At 65.8% G+C, this 17,352-nt stretch carries 18 protein-coding genes; 7 read left to right on the top strand and 11 right to left on the bottom strand.

Annotated features, from left to right (window positions below; all coding sequences use genetic code 11):
- Positions 1 to 89: 89 nt before the first annotated feature.
- From AC4PRM_RS07635 to AC4PRM_RS07620, 4 genes are all read right to left on the bottom strand, one after another.
- Positions 90 to 866, bottom strand: coding sequence for a bacteriorhodopsin-like (locus AC4PRM_RS07635; RefSeq protein WP_492039393.1), 777 nt, complete (start codon positions 864 to 866; stop codon positions 90 to 92).
- Between the two features lie 106 nt (positions 867 to 972).
- Positions 973 to 1,590: a LuxR C-terminal-related transcriptional regulator gene (locus AC4PRM_RS07630; RefSeq protein ID WP_492039392.1), complete on the bottom strand. Its 618-nt coding sequence runs from the start codon at positions 1,588 to 1,590 to the stop codon at positions 973 to 975.
- 130 nt (positions 1,591 to 1,720) lie between these two features.
- Entirely contained in the window at positions 1,721 to 2,143 is a 423-nt protein-coding gene (locus AC4PRM_RS07625; protein ID WP_492039391.1) for a hypothetical protein, read from the bottom strand.
- Positions 2,144 to 2,194: 51 nt separating this feature from the next.
- Positions 2,195 to 3,094, bottom strand: coding sequence for an EamA family transporter (locus AC4PRM_RS07620; RefSeq protein WP_492039390.1), 900 nt, complete (start codon positions 3,092 to 3,094; stop codon positions 2,195 to 2,197).
- A gap of 213 nt (positions 3,095 to 3,307) precedes the next feature.
- Between AC4PRM_RS07620 and cysK the strand changes: the two genes are divergently transcribed.
- The 5 genes from cysK to AC4PRM_RS07595 all read left to right on the top strand — a co-directional run bounded on the left by cysK (position 3,308) and on the right by AC4PRM_RS07595 (position 7,403).
- Positions 3,308 to 4,288 (top strand): cysteine synthase A, encoded by a 981-nt coding sequence (gene cysK / locus AC4PRM_RS07615; RefSeq protein WP_492039389.1) that lies wholly within the window; start codon positions 3,308 to 3,310, stop codon positions 4,286 to 4,288.
- 1 nt (position 4,289) lies between these two features.
- Positions 4,290 to 4,964 (top strand): DUF6624 domain-containing protein, encoded by a 675-nt coding sequence (locus AC4PRM_RS07610; protein WP_492039388.1) that lies wholly within the window; start codon positions 4,290 to 4,292, stop codon positions 4,962 to 4,964.
- A 26-nt stretch (positions 4,965 to 4,990) separates the two neighbouring features.
- Positions 4,991 to 6,208 carry a DUF2336 domain-containing protein gene (locus AC4PRM_RS07605; protein ID WP_492039387.1) on the top strand — a complete coding sequence of 406 codons (1,218 nt, stop codon included), beginning with the start codon at positions 4,991 to 4,993 and terminating at the stop codon, positions 6,206 to 6,208.
- A 171-nt stretch (positions 6,209 to 6,379) separates the two neighbouring features.
- Positions 6,380 to 6,814 carry a Ros/MucR family transcriptional regulator gene (locus tag AC4PRM_RS07600; RefSeq protein ID WP_492039386.1) on the top strand — a complete coding sequence of 145 codons (435 nt, stop codon included), beginning with the start codon at positions 6,380 to 6,382 and terminating at the stop codon, positions 6,812 to 6,814.
- Positions 6,815 to 6,998: 184 nt separating this feature from the next.
- A complete protein-coding gene (locus AC4PRM_RS07595) occupies positions 6,999 to 7,403 on the top strand; it encodes a hypothetical protein (protein ID WP_492039385.1) in 405 nt (134 codons plus the stop codon).
- A 64-nt stretch (positions 7,404 to 7,467) separates the two neighbouring features.
- Here the strand turns inward: AC4PRM_RS07595 and AC4PRM_RS07590 are convergent, their stop codons facing one another.
- Together AC4PRM_RS07590 and AC4PRM_RS07585 are read right to left on the bottom strand one after the other, a co-directional pair.
- Positions 7,468 to 7,845, bottom strand: coding sequence for an SCO4402 family protein (locus tag AC4PRM_RS07590; protein WP_492039384.1), 378 nt, complete (start codon positions 7,843 to 7,845; stop codon positions 7,468 to 7,470).
- Positions 7,846 to 8,011: 166 nt separating this feature from the next.
- On the bottom strand, positions 8,012 to 8,263 hold the full coding sequence (locus tag AC4PRM_RS07585; protein ID WP_492039383.1) for a hypothetical protein: 252 nt from the start codon (positions 8,261 to 8,263) through the stop codon (positions 8,012 to 8,014).
- 66 nt (positions 8,264 to 8,329) lie between these two features.
- On the opposite strand from AC4PRM_RS07585, the gene AC4PRM_RS07580 reads away from it, so the two are divergent.
- Together AC4PRM_RS07580 and AC4PRM_RS07575 are read left to right on the top strand one after the other, a co-directional pair.
- Positions 8,330 to 8,614 (top strand): DUF6624 domain-containing protein, encoded by a 285-nt coding sequence (locus AC4PRM_RS07580; protein WP_492039382.1) that lies wholly within the window; start codon positions 8,330 to 8,332, stop codon positions 8,612 to 8,614.
- 1,015 nt (positions 8,615 to 9,629) lie between these two features.
- Complete coding sequence (locus tag AC4PRM_RS07575; RefSeq protein WP_373257982.1) at positions 9,630 to 10,337, top strand: hypothetical protein; 708 nt, start codon at positions 9,630 to 9,632, stop codon at positions 10,335 to 10,337.
- Positions 10,338 to 10,355: 18 nt separating this feature from the next.
- Here AC4PRM_RS07575 and AC4PRM_RS07570 read toward each other — a convergent pair whose 3' ends face one another.
- The 5 genes from AC4PRM_RS07570 to AC4PRM_RS07550 form a co-directional block, all read right to left on the bottom strand.
- Complete coding sequence (locus AC4PRM_RS07570; RefSeq protein ID WP_373257981.1) at positions 10,356 to 11,450, bottom strand: DUF2336 domain-containing protein; 1,095 nt, start codon at positions 11,448 to 11,450, stop codon at positions 10,356 to 10,358.
- Complete coding sequence (locus AC4PRM_RS07565) at positions 11,447 to 12,517, bottom strand: hypothetical protein (protein WP_492039381.1); 1,071 nt, start codon at positions 12,515 to 12,517, stop codon at positions 11,447 to 11,449. Before AC4PRM_RS07565 ends, AC4PRM_RS07570 begins: the two co-directional genes overlap by 4 nt.
- 104 nt (positions 12,518 to 12,621) lie before the next feature.
- Positions 12,622 to 13,662 (bottom strand): ABC transporter substrate-binding protein, encoded by a 1,041-nt coding sequence (locus AC4PRM_RS07560; RefSeq protein ID WP_492039380.1) that lies wholly within the window; start codon positions 13,660 to 13,662, stop codon positions 12,622 to 12,624.
- 713 nt (positions 13,663 to 14,375) lie between these two features.
- Positions 14,376 to 15,383 (bottom strand): alpha/beta hydrolase, encoded by a 1,008-nt coding sequence (locus AC4PRM_RS07555; protein ID WP_492039379.1) that lies wholly within the window; start codon positions 15,381 to 15,383, stop codon positions 14,376 to 14,378.
- Positions 15,384 to 15,426: 43 nt separating this feature from the next.
- Entirely contained in the window at positions 15,427 to 17,274 is a 1,848-nt protein-coding gene (locus AC4PRM_RS07550; protein ID WP_492039378.1) for an ABC-F family ATP-binding cassette domain-containing protein, read from the bottom strand.
- Positions 17,275 to 17,352: the final 78 nt, after the last annotated feature.

The raw sequence follows: 17,352 nt of genomic DNA, 5'->3' as shown, positions 1-17,352 counted from the left end.
GCAAAGGTGACAGGCATCGCAATGCCTCCTGTTGCGACACTGTCCGGACGGGCGCGAACCCGTCCGGACGTCGTATCCGCCTGACGCCGTCAGGACGCGGTGGTGACCGTGTGGCCCGGCTCACCGTATTCGACCGCCGATTTGCGGACCGCGATGATGTAGACCAGCACGCCCACACCGGCCTTGGCGATGATGTCGGCGATGGTGTAGCCGATCTGGACCGCCGTCTCGACGCTGCCGCCCCCCATGTTGGTGAAGGGGATCATGTAGACGATGGGATAGAAGCCCCAGGAGGCGAAGGTCAGCATGCGGGCCGACTTGATCAGGCCCTTGACGCTTTCCGGCTGGCGCTCGATCGAAGCCCCCAGACCCTTGAACAGCTCCCACACGATGTACAGGAACGGCACGGTAGACAGCGTGCCCCAGATGGCGCGCGTGACATTGTCGTCGGCGATCTCGCCCGGATAGCCCAGCACGATCATCAGCGCCGCGGCAAAGCCCAGCTTGACCGACTTGGACATGGTCTCGGCCTGCGACAGCCGCATGACCAGGATCAGCTCGATCAGCAGCAGCGGCACGGTCAGCAGCCAGTCGACATAGCGATAGGCGTCGTTGAACGCCAGGCCGGTGACCTGGATCACGCCGTTGCGGACCTCGTATGCGGACTCCCAGCTCTCGAAGATCCGGAAGTAGTGATAGGCGGCGATGGCGGTCACCAGCCCCGAGATGACCAGGGCCGAGCGGTAGGCGGGACCGACCTGCGAGCGGCTCAGCCACAGGAACAGGGTGGCCGCCGCCATGGTGGCGAAGGTGAAAGAAAAGGCGTTGTAGACGAGCAGGTACTGCCCGACGTCGATGGTTGGCATTGTGAATCCTCCAGTCGGCCCTTGTCTGGCCTTGCTGGAGAACCGTCAGCCTTTAAGCCCGTCTGCGCCATACGGCCTTTAGGCCGTACCCGGAGTGTCGCCGCCCTTAGAGGCCGGCCTCGACGGCCAGGCGGATGGCGTCCGCGACGTTATGCGTGCCGATCTTTTCCAGGATCAGGCCGCGGTGCATCTTCACCGTCTTTTCGCTGAGCGACAGGTTGTAGGCGATCTGCTTGCTGCGATGGCCGGTGGCGATCTGTTGCAGGATTTCGCGCTGTCGCGGCGAAAGCGTCCGCACCACCTCGACCGCATGGTGGTGACGGCTGGAGGAGGGGCCGACCGCATCCGGCTCCAGCTCGACCTGGGAGCCGAGGAAATACTCCAGCTCACCATCGGGCGTGAAGACCGGCGCCACCAGAACGGCATTGCGGAACGGCTGGCCGTCGCGCTTGTAGTTCAGGATTTCGACCAGGGTCGCCCGCCGATCCCGCGTACCCTGTCGGATGCGTTCGGTCAGCCATGGCTCGGTCGCCGGCCCGGCCAGAAACCGGCAGTTGCGGCCCAGGATCTCGCCGTCGCTATAGCCGGTCAGCTCGCAGAAGGCCTGGTTGACCGCGATGATCGGATTGTCCGGCAGACGCGGGTCGCTGACGACCGACGCGATCGGACTGCGGACGATGGAGTCCCTCAGGCTGATACCGTCTTCGTCCAGTTCGTAGGCCATTCGCTCCGTCGTCCCCCGAACAGGACCCTACGCCCAGGATCGGAGGTGGCAAGCAGTCATCCCGTCGCGGTTTTGCTCAGGCCGGCGCGACCGGCTCGCCCGCTTGCCCATCGACGTCACGATGTCGATGCTAGCGAAACCAGAAGGCGTCCGGGTCTGCCGTGATCTCGCTGCCCTTGTCGATCACGCGGCCGTTTCGTTCCACGTCGATGCCTCTGATCGCGTAGGAGACGGATCCATCGATTGCGGCGGAGGCGCGATAGATGATCAGCGTCACCCCCGGTCCGCTTTCAGGGCATGTGCCGGAAACCCGAAAAGTTGCGGCCGACTCGCCGACAAAGAAGTCTGCCAGTTCCGGCGAGATATCGACCCGCCGTCCGTTGTAGCGGATGCGTGGCCCCTCGAAGTCAGACCCCCACCCGTTCAGACCCTCGATCGATACTCGTCGCCCCCGACACACGACTTCGCTCGATGTCGAGACCACAACAGGCAGCGGCGGCCTGCTCGTTCGCATGACCACCTCCTGATGGGGAAGGAGGACCGACAGGATCAAGGCTGTTGAGAGCATCACACGACCACCAGGTTTACTCGACTGACGGGCAGCCTAGGCGGGCACGACGGGCTCTGCCAGCACTGGATCGCGCGGTCCCTTCGTCAGGATCGCCCCGACCGAGGCCACGACGATAAAGCCGATGGCCAGCCATTGCAGCCCGCTGAGCTGTTCGTGCAGCAGGATCAGTCCCGCCACTGCGCCGATGGCCGGTTCCCCCGACAGCAGAACGCCGAAGGTGCGTTTGGGGATATGGCGCAGGGCGATCATCTCCAGCGAATAGGGCAGGGCGCTGGACACCAGGGCGACCCCCAGGCCGATCAGCAGGACGGACGGGGCCAGCAGGGCGGCACCGGCACTGGCCACCCCGAAGGGCAGGATGACCACCGCCGCCGTGCTCATGCCCAGGGCCACCGACTGGCCGGCGTGCATGTGCGACAGCCGCTTGCCGAAGACGATGTACAAAGCCCAGAACAGACCCGCCGCCGCTGCGAACGCCACGCCGACCGGGTCCAGCGCCTCCAGCCCGCCCCGGATCGGCAACAGCAGGCCTAGGCCTGCGACGGCACAGGCGATCCAGACGAAATGGATGGCCTTGCGCGCATGGATCAGCGCCAGCGTCAGAGGCCCGGCGAACTCGATGGCGATGGCCAGCCCTAGCGGAATGGTCCGCAGCGACATGTAGAAGCACAGGTTCATCAGCCCCAGAACCAGGCCGTACAGCAGCACCCCTTTCGCATCCGCCCGACCCAGAGCGAACCGCCACGGCCGCCAGATCGCCACCAGCACCAGCGCCGACAGCCCGACCCGTAGCGCCGAGGTCCCCTCTGCCCCCACCACCGGAAACAGCGACTTGGCGAACGACGTGCCCACTGCCAGCGACAGCATCCCGCCCAGCAGGGCCAGATAGGGCAGGGCGGCGGCAAGGGACGGGCGGGAAGAGGGACGTATCATCGGGCCCCTTAAGCACAGGTCTTCGCCTTTACGGATAGGGGTTCGCGCCGGATCGGTTCACGCCGATGACGCGTTATCCGACACAGGCCCGCCTTGTGCCGAGGGACCGCTGCGCTATGTCTAACGCCAGTCAGCGTCCGCATCGCCCGAGTGCACACAGTGCACTCGATTTTCTACAGTGCACTTCATCTCCGACAGCGACAGAGCCACCCCATGACCGACATCGCCTATGACGCCTCGCGCCACCTGAAAGCCGGTCGGGGCAAGGTCTATGACTCCATCCTGGACACCATCGGCGACACCCCCATCGTGGGCCTGCCGCGCCTGTCGGCGGAGTATCAGCCCAAGGCCAAAGTTCTGGCCAAGCTGGAGTTTTTCAACCCCGTGTCGTCGGTCAAGGACCGGATCGGGGTGGCCATGATCGAGGCGCTGGAACAGTCTGGCCGCCTCAAGCCCGGCGGGGTCCTGATCGAGCCGACATCCGGCAACACCGGCATCGCCCTGGCCTTTGTCGCCGCCGCCAAGGGCTACAAGCTGATCCTGACCATGCCCGAGAGCATGTCGATCGAGCGCCGCAAGATGCTGGCCCTGCTGGGGGCCGAGCTGGTGCTGACCCCGGCTGAAAAAGGCATGAAGGGGGCCATCGCCATGGCCCAGGAACTGCTGGACCGCACCCCAGGTGCCGTCAGCCCGGCCCAGTTCGACAACCCCGCTAACCCCGCCATCCACAAGGTCTCGACCGCCGAGGAAATCTGGAATGACACGGGCGGCGCGGTGGACATCATCATCGCCGGCGTCGGCACCGGCGGCACCATCACCGGCGTGGGTCAGGCGCTGAAGGCGAAAAAGCCTTCGCTGCGCATGATCGCGGTCGAGCCCACCGCCAGCCCCGTCCTGTCGGGCGGCGAGCCGGGCCCGCACAAGATCCAGGGCATCGGCGCGGGCTTCGTCCCTTCCATCGTCGACCGTTCGGTCATCGACGGGGTGGAACAGGTCTCCAATGACGACGCCTTCGACATGGCCCGCAAGGTCGCCCGCGCCGAGGGCATTCCCGTCGGCATCAGCTCCGGTGCCGCCGTCCTGGCCGCTTTCCGCCTGGCCGCCCTGGACGAAAACGCTGGCAAGACCATTGTGGCCATCATCCCCAGCTTCGCGGAGCGGTATCTGAGTACGGCGCTGTTCGAGGGGTTGTAGTTTGCTGGCCTCGGCGTTGCTCGCCTTCGCCCTGCTGGCGCAGCAGGAAGCACCTGGGCCGACCTCGCCTCTGGCCAGCCTGCACGCGGCGCATGCCCTGGCGTGCAGCCTGGATGATCGGGATTGTCTGGTTCAGGAGTTGGGATTTCGCCGTGCGGCGGATCAGGCGGTCCGGCAGGATGCTTTGCTGAACCTCGACTGTCAGGCCCGCTACGGCGCGGCCGCGACGCCGTATCAATGCCAGGCCATCTGGAAGGAAGTCGATGCCGACAACCTGCCCAGAGTAGAAGCTATCCTCGATCGTCATGGCTGGCCGACCGGGAGTTCTGACTTCCAGAAGGCCATATGGCTGATCGTCCAGCATGCGCCCGACGAAGACGGTGGCACGGAGTTGCGCGAGCGCTGGCTGCCCGACGTGCGCGCCGCCTACCAGCGTGGCGAGCTGAGCGCGTTCGACTATAGCGCCATGGTGGACCGGGTCAGCATGGCCCGTACCGGTCTGCAGGTCTATGGCACCCACCGCCCCTGCCGAGACGGGGCCTTCGACCGCAGTAGCGTCGACAGCGCCGAGGCCGTCGAGGCGGCGCGTGCGGAACTGGGCATGGATATTCGCTGGGCGGAGCTGTTGCCCTTTTACGATCAGAAGTGCGCGGCCGAGGCATCCATTCCCGGTTAACCGCGTCCGGGCTAGGCTCGCTGCCTATGTCCGAACCGGCCACCCTTTCTGACGAGGCGAACCCGCTAGGGGAGTTCCGCGCGCGGCATGCCCTGCTGAAGCGGCTGGCCGATGTCGTGTCCCTGCCGGCCAGCCGGATCAATGCGTTCGAGCGGGCGGTGACGGGCGATCTGCTGGTCGAGATGCTCAGCCTGGCCACGACCGAGGACCGCAAGCGCGTGGCCCAGCGGCTGGCCCCGCTGTCGGAACTGCCCAATGCTCTGGCGCGGATGCTGCTGCGCGACGAACCCGAGATTGCGGGCCTGCTGATCGAGAACTGTGCCTCGCTGAGCGATGCGGACCTGGCCGCCTGCGCGCGCGACACCGGCCGTGAACACCGGCTGCTCATGGCCGAGCGCAAGGGCCTGAGCGAGGTCGTCACGGAAACCGTCATGAGCTTCGGCGAAAGCGACGTCATCGAGGCGGTGCTGAAGAACCGCACGGCCCGGCTGGGCCAGTCCGCGATCGAGGGTGTCGTCAGCCTGAGCCGTCACAACGTCGTGCTGTGCGAACATCTGCTGAAGCGTCCCGAACTGCGGCCCTCGGCGGCCTATGTCATGTTCTGGTGGTGCGGACCCGACGACCGGCGCACCATCCTTCAGCGGTTCGCCGTCTCGCGCGAAGTCATGCAGGAGGTGTCGGAGGACATCTTCGCCATGGCCGCCGACGAGGGCTGGCAGGATCCGGTGTCGCGCAAGGCGCTGCAGTTCATCGAGCGGCGCCAGCGCAACCGCGCGGCTGTCGAGCGCAGTCCCTATGGCGGGCTGGAACAGGCCATCGCCGCGGCCGCCGAGATCGGGTTGAACCGTGAGGTGGCCGCCGAGATCGCCTATCTGTCGGGGGTCAAGCCGCTGACGGGGGCCAAGATACTGGGCGATGCGGGCGGCGAGCCCCTGGCCATTCTGTGCAAGGCGACGGGTCTGACCAAGGGCGATCTGGCGGCCCTGTGGCGGTCGATGAAACGGCCCGAGGTTACGGCCAGCGGCGAGGTCTCTCCCGCCTGGGAACGCGTCCAGGTCACCTATGACATGCTGGCGGTGGACCGGGCACAGACCGTGCTGCGCTACTGGAACTGGTCGCTGTCCTCGGCGCTGACGCCGGCCCTGCTGCGAGCCATCCGCGACGGCGATGAAGAGATGCAGAACGAATATTCGCCGTCAGAACGGGCCGCGATGCTGGCCCTGGCCGATAATTTCGGCCGCTGATCAGTCTAGAAGCCTGGAACAATCAGTCCTGTGCTTCACACGCATTGAAGCCGATGTCGGCTACAGTGTTGCGTTCAAGAACAAAGAAACCTAATAGCCACTGCAACGTCGGATCGTTCTGATCTGTCGATCCGGTCAGAATATCTGACCACATCATCTGGGGCACGGACCATGGAAGACAACGCACAACTTCTGGAAATGACGGCGGACATCGTGTCGGCCTATGTCGGCAACAACAATGTCCAGGTGACCGAAGTCCCCGGCCTGATTTCCAGCATCCATGCCGCCCTGTCGCAAATCTCGACCGGCGTCGTCGAAGTCGAGCCCGAGGTCAAGGAACCCGCCGTTTCGGTGCGCAAGTCGATCACCCCCGACTTCCTGATCTGCCTGGAAGACGGCCGCAAGTTCAAGTCGCTGAAGCGTCACCTGCGCACCAAATACAACATCAGCCCCGAAGAATACCGCGCCAAGTGGAACCTTCCCAAGGACTACCCCATGGTCGCCCCCAACTATGCCAAGGCCCGTTCGGAACTGGCCAAGCAGATGGGCCTGGGCCAGGGCGGCCGCAAACCCGCCCGCGCCGCCGCCGGCCGCGCCAAGAAATAGTCACCGGCTGACACATTGAGATCGAGACGCCCGCGATCGGCAACGGTAGCGGGCGTTTTGCTATGTGGGATGGAGGCTCTGCAGCGAAGCCGGAAGCTGACATTCCTGAGGTCCGCTAGGGGTGGGAAGCGGACGCGGGGCGTGCGACCACAATCATCATAGCCAAGCTTATCGGAACAGGCTGATGACCAAACTTCACAACCTCGCATCATGGGCGGCGGCGACGCGCTTGCGATACATAATCACGATGGCTGTTCTTCTTTCGACGGGTATGCTGGCCTGGCAAAATAGTTTGCTTTGGCCGTTCGCGATTCCTGCAATGGCTATCGGCTCCTTGATGAACATCAAGAGGGTCGCCCTGATCGACATGACCAATCAAGCGGCCATTTATGCGTCGGTTGCCTATTGCACGTACGTCGGATTCTCCTGCGTGACACCAATGCTGGCGGGCTCAGGGCTTATCAAGGGATGGCTGATTGATGCCGTCGGAATAGCCTATGTCATGACGAGCGGACTTGCCCTTTCGGCATTAGCGATCTTGGGCCTGAGGCAAGGACCGGCGAGGCCGAAGCTTATGCGATCAGTCTAAAGGGTTAGATGTCCGCTAAGGGTCGACAGCGGACGGTCGCCTGAGGGCGGAAAGCGGACGTTCGTCAGGCTCGCTTGAACGCGTCGCAAGCAGCTACGGCAGCCGCAGTGACTTTCGGCCAGAGGCGGTGAGTGACGAAGTAGTTGTCGTCTCCCTGAGGGCGCTCATCAATGATTGGATCAAGTTCGCCCTTCAATGCATCGATCAGAGCCAGCTCTTGTCGATTCAGGAGCGTTGCGCCCACGTCAGCTTCGCCAAAACCGTGGTCGTCAAAGAGGAAGTGAATGACTTGGTTGATGCCGGAAACCATCTTCCTCTGCCGTTCAGATACCCATTGCTCCCGGGGATCGGCAGCGGAGAGTTCTTCAAGGGTAAGGAGCAACTCGGCTCTTACCCAAGGGTGGCTCAGAGACGCCCAGCTTGATGGATAGCGCACCTGCATAGCCGCGAGGCTACGGCGTGGAAGTTCGACCCGCAATGTCCGCTTTGGGTCGACAGCGGACGATCGCCTAAGGGTTAAAAGTGGACGCGCGCATAAAAGCGTAGCTCCGAACCTCGCATCGAGTTTGGCAGTGGGCAGGAGCTCATAGCAGATGCGCGAACGCAGATTAGCGTTGACGACCACCGAGTTGGCTCGGCGAGCGTCCGTGATCGGGGCGAGAAATCGAAGCGAGCACCACCACAATACCGGTCAAGGCCAGACCCAGCATTACAAATGCGGCGAACCCGGCCCAAGGTATCAGGCCGTAGAACAATAGAATGATCCAGTTATCGAGGGCCAAGCTGCGAACGGCGAGGTAGCCTGCGCCTCCACCCACCAGCAATAAGATGCCCGTGCGCCGTAACCGCTTGCCTTGCATTATTGATCTCCTAGGAGGAGACGGTCTCACGAATACCGAAGGTCCGCAACGGGTCGAAAGCAGACGGTGGCTCCCAGTCCAGAACCAGACGTCTCCACCCCGCCGGAGGGCTGGTTCCTTCGCAGTCAATACGGCGATGAGGCTGCGAGTGCTGCTTTTCACATCGTGCAGCATGGCGACCAAGCGCTGTGGAGGCGGTTCCTTCCTACCCTTGAGCCCTTAGTTGCGACAGACGAGGTCGATGGTGAAAATCACGCCAAGATGTATGATCGTCTGGCTATCTTCGAGGGCCATCCGCAACGATACGGGACCCAGTTCAACTGTGTTGAATCTCGCTCCCTTGGAGGATGAAGCGCGAGTCGATTCGTGGCGTGCTGAAATGAACTTCACTCTTCCCCTCTCGGTCTATGTCGAGCACATGACAAACGGTCCGCCTTGCGGCTGACGTCTTTAGCGGGTCGAAAGCGAATGTCGGCTTCCAGCCTAACAACGTCATCTTCAGATTGGTGGTGAATTCCATGCATAGACATCTCCACTTCAGCACCGCCCTGATATTGTTCACATCAGTTCTGACGTCCTCGTGCTCGACACCGGAAACCTCCGACACCCGCACGCCGATCGAAGCCGCGTATGAACCTGGAGACTTGGACAGCTACGAACTCGAGAACCTGGCACTTGATCTGGCCACCGAACGCACCGGATTGCCCAGAGAGGCTTCGCTCTGGATCAAGCGCTCGATAACCAGCGGCGTGGTTTGCGGAGCACTCGCGCGGCCGGAGGGAACGCCCTTGCTGTTTCTGGCGGGCCGGGGCGGTGGTTTTCTGGGGCTCCCGATAGCGCAACTTCAGCCCCACGTTGTCGAGCGGACGATCGATCGATCAAATAGGGCTGTGATGACTGCCTGCGCCGAGCACCGCCTCGTTCCCCCTGCCCGGGTTCAGGCCTTGCTCGCAGACACAAACTAGCCGCTGCCAACTCCTTAACGAACGCTAAGGGTCGAAAGCGGACAGATGCCCTAGGGTGGTTAGCGGACGATAGAAGGGGCATTATGACTGGCATGAATACGCACGACAAAGCTCCGCCCACGGAGCTGAAGCCCGCCAATGCGGTTTGGGAAGTTGCGAGGTTTTTGGGCATTTGCCTATTCGGATTTGCCGCCGTCAGCGTCTTGATCGGGTTTGGGCTCATCGTCGTTATGGGCCTGAGCATCGCTGCAATGTGACGTCCGCAACGGGTCGTTGGCGGTCCTCGGCCAACAGGCGATTCGCGCAGGTCGATCATTGAAGCCCCACCCTCAAGCTTCGCTCGCGAAACAGGGTTTGGTTCGGTCGCCTATGCCGCTATCACTGGCGTCGGGGAGGACACCATGACCGACGCACGCAAACCCGGCGATGAGCTGGCCGAAGATGTCCTGGGCATGGGCGGGCGTGAGCTGGTCACGGTCCGGGACCTGCTGCTGCGCCCGGCCACGGTGCTGATGGCGTGGATGGAGGGCGGGGCCGAGGGCGGCGGCGTCTATGCGCGTCCCTTGCGGCTCTATCTGGCGCTGAATGCCATACTGATGCTGATCCTGTTCCTGAAGGGCGGGGCCGGCTTCATGCTTGAAGGCTATCCGTCCGAGGTCATGACCCCGCTGCTGGAGCAGTCCGGCAAGACCCGCGACGCCTTCATCGCCGACGCCGATGGCTGGATGACGCTGGTGATGGTGCCCTTGATCTCCCTGTTCTTCGCCCTGGCCGCCACGCCGCTGCTGCGGTGGTGGGACAAGGACGATCTGGGCTGGCGCAGGGGCTTTCGGGCGACCTTCGGCTGGCTGTGTGCCTGGACCGTGCCGATGATGCCTCTGGCGTGGTGGGGCTATGGCAAGGGACCCGTGGCTGCGTTGGTGTCGCTGGTGATCATGCTGCTGGGGATCGTCGCCTTCGTCCGGATGGGACGCGGGCGGTGGTTCAAGACGAGCCTCGGCGGCGTCGTGAAAGGCGTCGTGCTGATGATCGCTGTTCAGATCGCAGCGGGATTTGGCGGCGTTCTGGTCGGCGGGATCGGCATACTGGGTGCCATCTTCAGCCCCTGAGCGGTTGAACGCTCTGGATCACGCCGCCTGGGCCGTCCGGCGCATCCGCCAGAAGCGCAGGGTGCGCATGGCCGCTTCTTTGGTCAGTTCGCCGTACATGCGGGCATAGGCCTGGGCCTTGCCCATGGCGTCGCCGTCGTCGTTCAGCAGGACCACCGCATAGGTCAGGAACAGGGCCCGGTCCAGGTCCGCGCCCTTGCAGACGACCGCCAGGGCATCCAGCTCGCGCCGCTCGACGATCTTGCTGGCGGTGTGGAAGTCGATGTCCGCCAGCTGGGCCAGGGCGATCAGGAAGGAGGTCTTGGAGCCCGAGCGCAGGAAGCGGGCCAGCATCTGGGGCGTCAGCTGACCGGCGGCGCGCAGCTCCTCGACATAGGCCAGGCTCTCGGCATAGTCGGCCGGCAGGATGCCATCCTCGGCCGCCATGCGGGCGCGGCCGGCGGACAGGGCGCTTTCCAGCAGGGCGGGATCCAGCCGGGCGTTCTTCTCCAGGATCTGGTTCCGCAGGCGGGCCTCGACCACGAAATACATCTCGTTCAGCAGGTCGGGCTCAAGACTGGCGCGCTGGACCGTGGCCTCGTGCAGGTCGCGGTTCGCCTTGGCGCGCTCGACCACAGCCTCGGAACCCTGGCGCGATAGCCGGGCACCGTCGTTGCGCAGCAGGGTGCCAAGGGTCTCGTCATCACCCTTGTCGATGATGGCGTCGGAGACGGTTTCTGACACGGTCTCGCGCTGGGAAACGGCACGCATATGCGCCTGGGTACGGCGGTTGACGACATCCACCAGATCGCTGTCGGTCAGCACCTGCGACTTGGCCAGCACCACGCCCGCGACCTCGGATACGTCATGGGCCAGGCTGCGCATCAGGGTGGGCGGCGCATCCAGCGCATTGGCGAACCGGGCGGCCAGTTCGGCGCGGACGGCAGTTTCCATGTCACTGGCCAGCTGGGTCAGGATCTGGCCGTACAGCGCGTCCTCGGTGCCGGTACGGACCGTCGAGCCGAAGAAGTGGTCGGTCAGTTCGCGCAGCAGGGCGCGGCGATTGTCGCTGGACCCGTCCTGGGCCAGGGCGATCAGCTGGGGCAGCCGCGACGGCGCGATGTCGACGCTCACTGATGGTCTCCGTCGGAGGCGGCGGGCGCGGCGCGGACGCGGCCCTGGTTGTCACGATACAGGTTCGGACCGGGCGCAGGCTCGGCCAAGTCGCGGCCCGCAGGCATGTCGGTCAGGGTGACGGCCAAGGCGTCGACATAGGTGGGCTGGGGCAGTGCGACAGCGTCCGGCTGCTGGCCGTTCTGGCGGTGCACGGAGTAGCGGCGCGAGGCCTGGAGGTCCGGACGATCGGAAGGGTTGGCGGTGACGGCGGCCATCTGGCGCGGGGCGGGCGCGGCTTCGCCCTGCGGGCCAGCCGGGGCTGCCTCGGCAGAGGGGCCGGGGATCGGGGCCGGAGCGGCCGGGGCCTGGCGTTGCAGGCGGAAGATCGGGGCATCGCGACGCGGGGCCATCGGGTCGGCCACCTCCGGCGCAGGCCCTTGCGGCTCGGCATAGGTTGGTGCGACGGGCGTGGGGGCCGGGCTCGGGGCGTCGGCATAGACGGCCTGGGACGGCGCGGGCTGTGCCCCACCCTGACCGGCCAGATACTCCGGCAGGAACTGACGGTCGTCCTGACGCTGGGCCTGGAACTGAGCCTGCGGCTGGGGTGCCACATTGGGCGAATAGGACGGCGCGCGCGGTGGCGGCGGCAGGTCGACGCGCGCCTCGACCGGTGTGGCAGCCGGAGCGGGGGGCGGTGCAGCAGCGGTCTCACGCGCTTCCGTCGGTGCGACAGGCGCAGGCGCAGGCGCAGCATTCGCCATGCCATAGGACGCGCCCGGCGTAATCCAGGCGCTGGCCGGGGTCAGGGTGCGGCGGGCAGGCGTGGCGGAGGCGGCGACGGGCGAACCGGCGCGGGCAAATCCACCATGTGGAATGGGGGTGTTGGAGCGTCGCGGTGCGGCCGTTTCGTTTGACGCGGTCTGGACGCCCTGCGGCATGACGGCGGGGCCGCGCCCGGACCAGTTCATGTAGCGGGGAGCGGCGGCCTCCTGGGCCATGGTCTGACTGGCCAGCAGCAAGCTGCCGACAAGCGTCAGTGCACCGGCAGTTACGATGGAAGGTCGATACAGGTCGGGTCGGCGCAAGGGGGGCAGGCTCCGCGCGAGGGATCGCTCGCCCCAACCTTTACCGAACGGCTCTTAACCCGCTCCTAATGGACGTTGTTATGTAAACGGTTCCGGAAGACCGATCAGCCCCGTCCGGGCAGATACTGGGTCGTGAAGGCCTGACGCCAGTCCAGGTCGGCCGGATACAGCCCCGCCTGCGACATCACCTCGAAGAAGGCCTGCCACCGCTCGGGCGTCATGGCCCCCAGGCCATACAGGGCCGCATCGCCTCCGCTGACGACGCTGTTGGTGCGCAAGGCAGCCCGGGCCTGGTCCAGCTCGGCCTGACCCATGTCGCTGTTGGCCTGACGGATCAGCGCATCGGCGGCGCGCCCGTCGCCCTGGATGTAGTCGCGCCAGCCCTCGACCGAGGCAGCGATGAAGCCGCGCAGGGCGTTGGCATTGTCTCGCGCGAACCCGTTGGGGGCCAGCACCATGGAACCATAGGAGGGATAGCCCTCGTCGGCCGGCAGAAGAATGCGCGGGCTGAAGTCGGCGGCGGCCTCGACCTGCGCCACGTCGCGCGTCAGCTCGCCCTGCAGCACGCCGTCGCCGTCGGCCAGAAAGGCGGCCAGATCGCCGTCGAACCGAACCAGCTGATCGTCGGTGAAGCCATAGGTGGCGCGCAGCCACAGCCAGACGGTGTCGCGGGCGCTGTCGGACACATACAGCGGTCGCCCGACCAGGCCGGCGATGCCCTCGACCGCCGGTTCGGGGCGGGCGATCAGCACCTGCGGGTCCTTCTGGAAGAAGGCGGCGACCGCCCGCACGGGTGCGCCCTGGGCGACGAGATTCATGGGCAGGAAACTGGACGAGGCCAGGCCCAGCTCGACCATGCCGCTGGCCAGCCGCTGGGGCACATCGCCGCCGGGGCCGCCCTGAATGATCTGGACCGTCAGGCCGCGCTTCTCATAGGCCCCCGACGCCAGCGCCTGGTAGAAGCCGCCATGCGTGGCCTGGGCCGGGCCATCGGTGGCGAAGCGTAGCCTAACCCGGCCGTCCTCGCCCACCGGGGCCTGGGCACGGTCGCAGGCGGCGACGCTCGCCGTGAGTGCGACTGCGCCGGCACCGATCAGCAGGGCGCGGCGGTGGGGGAGATTGCTGGGTTCTGCGCTGGACGCCATCGCTTGGGTTTACGGCGGTGCCCGGAGGAAGGGAAGAGGATGGGCAAGGGCGGACGTGTCGCGTTGGCCCTCCCCACCCGGTCCCTTCGGACCACCCTCCCCAGGCGGGGAGGGAGAAGGCACCATGCGCTCAAGCCGCGAGCCGCCGCGCAGCAGTCACACGCCAGATGCCCTCAAGTCGTGAGCGACCGCGTCGCGAACATGGGGCACCAGAATTGAGCGAGGGGACGAGGCTCCCCGGCGGACCGGTTTGCTTCGTCCCCTCGCCAAGTCCGGGTTGGACCTGGCCATTGAGGTTTCGGACCTTGGCTTCAGCATCTGCGAGGCAAGCCCCGGAGATGGTCGGCTGTATCCTGTCGCACTCCTGGTCTCCGGCGTACCGCGAGGCTCAAGGCCTTGCGTCGTCCATCGATCCCGATCCGGTTCTCCGTGAACGTCTCCGGCGTGAGCCTTCGTCGTTCGGGAGCCTTGATCCTGCCCTTCGTGCCTCGCCTCCGAAGAGGTCCGGTCGCCTGGGTCAGAGAGCCGGGCCGGTCCGCTTGATTGCCGGGTCTCCCCGGTTTTCCGCGCCGCCGTGTCCCTCGGCCTGTTGACGTTCGCGCCAAATCCGTTAGACGGCAAGCGCCCGAATTCGGTCGGCTGTGCGGAACCGCCCCGGCCCCGGTGGGTAACCCTGTGCATATCCGTGGACGGACGGAATTCTGGCTGACGGATCAGCGGTTTGTGTTGTCCACAGAAACCGGGTCGCTTTTCATCTGAGCCTCCAGCCAGCACAGAATGAAGGCCTGGGCGGCACGAGCGGTGGCCGGCGAGAAATGCTGGAAGCCGTGCGGGGCTGTGGGCACATCCAGCAGAGTCGTCGACGCATGCCTGGCCCAGGCCTCGGCCATCAGCAGGCTGTCATCCCCGAGAGGGTCTTCCTCGCCCATGACGAACAGGGCCGCAGGCATGCCGGTCAGGTCGGCGTAAAGGGGAGAGATATCCGGCTGGCGCAGTCCGGCCTCATCACGGTCAGGGGCCAGACGGGCGAGGTCACGCTGCAGATTGGGGCCATCGAACAGCAGGGCCTGGCGCGTCGCGGATCGCACGCTGGGTGTGCCCGACAGATCGAACACGCCCTGGACGAAGGCACAGGGCGGTAGAGCCTGCTCACCCGCATCGCGCAGTCTCAGCATGGCCAGGGCTGCCAGATGCGCCCCGGCGGACTCTCCTATGACCAGCACCGTCTCGACCCCGAACCGGTCACGGCCTTCGGTTCTGGCCCAACGCATCGCATGCGCGCAGTCGGCGACGGCATCGGCAAGGCTGTCTTCCAGCCCCTGGGTCAGAAGACGATAGTCGACCGAAACGACGACATGACCGGCGTCGACGAAACAGGCCGTCAGCCGGTCGTTCAGGGCCGCGCTGCCGACCACCCAGCCGCCACCATGCAGGTCCACAACGATGCCCTTGGCCGCCCCTGCAGGCTCAAGAATGCGCAACGCGACAGGACCGTCGCCGCTCTGGATGGTCAGGTTGGACACCCGTATGCCCTTGCGCCCCAGTCGGGCGGCGGACACCCGCCCAGAGGCCCGGCTGGCCAGTGCGTTCAGCCGCGTTCCGACCGCCAGCCGCCAGCCGCTGATCTTCAGCCGTGGGGCGACGGCCATGACGGCATTCACACGTCGGGCGGCCTTCAACTCGGCAGGCGTCAGGGACAGGGTATGGCGCGTCAGGGACATGGCGTCAGACTAGGCTCTGCCGCCGCGACCGCCATGCGACCGGTCAGCCCGCCAGAGCCTCGCGCCGGGCTTCCAGCTCCAGCCACTCCTCTTCGGCCGAGGCCAGCAGGGCGCGGGCGCGGTCGGCGTTGGCGGTGGCGCGGTCGAAGGCCTTGCGGTCGCGGGTGTAGAGGTCGGGGTCGGCCAGGGTGGCGTCGTGGCGTTCGATGTCCTGGGGCAGGGACACCAGCAGGCCCTCCAGTTCTTTCAGCCGGTGGGCATCCTTGAACGACAGCTTGCCGGGCTTTTTTGTCTGGGCGCGATCAGAAGGCTCCGCCTTCTCGACCCGACGCGCCCCGTCGGCGGCGACACGATCATCGGCGGCGGCCTTGTCCTGGGGGCGGGGGTTGGCACCGGGCTTCAGGAAGCCGGGGTTCTGGCGGATGAAGTCGGTCCAGCCGCCGGGTGTCTCGACGATGTCGCCGCGCCCGTTCATGGCGATGGTCGAGGTGGCGAGGCGGTCGACGAAGTCGCGGTCGTGGCTGACCAGGATCAGCGTGCCGTCATAGCTTTCCAGCAGCTCCTCCAGCTTGTCGAGCGTGTCCATGTCCAGATCGTTGGTCGGCTCATCGAGGACCAGCATGTTGGCGGGCTTGGCCAGGGCCCGGGCCAGCAGCAGGCGGTTGCGTTCGCCGCCCGACAGGGTCGAGATCGGCTGGCGCAACTGGCCCTCCTGGAAGAGGAAGTCCTTGGCATAGGCGGCGACATGTTTGGGGATGCCGCGCACCAGAATGCTGTCACCGCCGCCGGGTGTCAGGGAGTCCCACAGCGTCATGTCCGAGCGCAGGCCCTCGCGCGACTGGTCCAGATAGACGGGCTCCAGATTGGCCCCGAGCCGCACCGTGCCTTCGTCGGGGGCCAGTTCGCCCAGCAGGATCTTGACCAGGGTGGTCTTGCCCGCGCCGTTGGGACCGACGATGGCCAGGCGGTCGCCGCGGATGACGCGGGTGGTGAAGGGCTTGATGACGGGTCGGTCGCCGAAGGTCTTGGAGACGCCCTTCAACTCGGCCACCAGCTTGCCGGAGGTGGAGCCGGAATCGACGCCCAGGTTCAGCTCGCGCGGGCTGTCCTTCATCCGCTCGGCGCGGTCGGCGCGCAGGGCGTCCAGCGAGCGGGCGCGGCCCTCGTTGCGGGTGCGGCGGGCGGTGATGGAGCGGTAGAAGGTCTCGGTCTCGCGCTCGATCGTCTTGGTCAGGCGCTGCAGGGACTGGGCCTCTTCCTCCTGGACCTTGGTGGACCATTCGTCGAAGGCGGCAAAGCCCTTGTTCAGGGTGCGGACGCGGCGCCCTTCCAGCCAGTGCACTGCATTGGTGACGCGGTTCAGGAAGGCACGGTCGTGACTGACCACCAGGATGGCGAACCGGGCGGAGAGCAGTTCCTCCTCCAGCAGTTCGATGGCCAGGATGTCCAGGTGGTTGGTCGGCTCGTCCAGCAGCAGCAGGTCGGGCTCTTCGGCAAAGGCCTTGGCCAGGGCGGCCCGGCGGGTCTCGCCGCCCGACAGCCCTTGCGTTGATTTCTCGGGGTTCAGGCCAAAGGTGCTCAGCCAGCTTTCGGCGGTCCAGCGTTCGGCTCCGCCGGAGGACGCATAGTCCAGCAAGGTCTCGCCCTGGATGTCCGGCTCCTGAGGCACATAGGCGAAGCGGACGCCCGCCTGGACAGAACGGTCGCCCTCATCGGCCTCGATCAGGCCCATGACCATCTTCATCAGGGTCGATTTGCCGGCCCCGTTGCGACCGACCAGGGCGGCGCGGCTGCGCGGCTCCACGGCCAGATCCACCCCCTCGAACAGGGGGCGTTGACCGTCCTGCAGACGGACGGACTTGAGGGCGACGAGGGGGGGACGGGCAGCCATGAGGCGGGGGGTATAGACAGACACAGGCGGTTTCGCCAGCGAAAGCCCGCGCCGAGGCTGGCGAACCGCCTCAGCCGC

This window comes from Brevundimonas sp. DW-iso22 (genome assembly GCF_058725425.1).
The sequence above is the reverse complement of the archived record's forward strand: the minus strand, read 5'-3'. Positions and strand labels throughout refer to the sequence as shown.

What these genes read in the sequence shown, in the direction of transcription:
- AC4PRM_RS07635 (WP_492039393.1), bottom strand. Translation starts at nt 866, where the DNA reads ATGCCAACCATCGACGTCGGGCAGTACCTGCTCGTCTACAACGCCTTT.
- AC4PRM_RS07630 (WP_492039392.1), bottom strand. Translation starts at nt 1,590, where the DNA reads ATGGCCTACGAACTGGACGAAGACGGTATCAGCCTGAGGGACTCCATC.
- AC4PRM_RS07620 (WP_492039390.1), bottom strand. Translation starts at nt 3,094, where the DNA reads ATGATACGTCCCTCTTCCCGCCCGTCCCTTGCCGCCGCCCTGCCCTAT.
- cysK (WP_492039389.1), top strand. Translation starts at nt 3,308, where the DNA reads ATGACCGACATCGCCTATGACGCCTCGCGCCACCTGAAAGCCGGTCGG.
- AC4PRM_RS07605 (WP_492039387.1), top strand. Translation starts at nt 4,991, where the DNA reads ATGTCCGAACCGGCCACCCTTTCTGACGAGGCGAACCCGCTAGGGGAG.
- AC4PRM_RS07600 (WP_492039386.1), top strand. Translation starts at nt 6,380, where the DNA reads ATGGAAGACAACGCACAACTTCTGGAAATGACGGCGGACATCGTGTCG.
- AC4PRM_RS07595 (WP_492039385.1), top strand. Translation starts at nt 6,999, where the DNA reads ATGACCAAACTTCACAACCTCGCATCATGGGCGGCGGCGACGCGCTTG.
- AC4PRM_RS07590 (WP_492039384.1), bottom strand. Translation starts at nt 7,845, where the DNA reads ATGCAGGTGCGCTATCCATCAAGCTGGGCGTCTCTGAGCCACCCTTGG.
- AC4PRM_RS07585 (WP_492039383.1), bottom strand. Translation starts at nt 8,263, where the DNA reads ATGCAAGGCAAGCGGTTACGGCGCACGGGCATCTTATTGCTGGTGGGT.
- AC4PRM_RS07575 (WP_373257982.1), top strand. Translation starts at nt 9,630, where the DNA reads ATGACCGACGCACGCAAACCCGGCGATGAGCTGGCCGAAGATGTCCTG.
- AC4PRM_RS07560 (WP_492039380.1), bottom strand. Translation starts at nt 13,662, where the DNA reads ATGGCGTCCAGCGCAGAACCCAGCAATCTCCCCCACCGCCGCGCCCTG.
- AC4PRM_RS07555 (WP_492039379.1), bottom strand. Translation starts at nt 15,383, where the DNA reads ATGTCCCTGACGCGCCATACCCTGTCCCTGACGCCTGCCGAGTTGAAG.
- AC4PRM_RS07550 (WP_492039378.1), bottom strand. Translation starts at nt 17,274, where the DNA reads ATGGCTGCCCGTCCCCCCCTCGTCGCCCTCAAGTCCGTCCGTCTGCAG.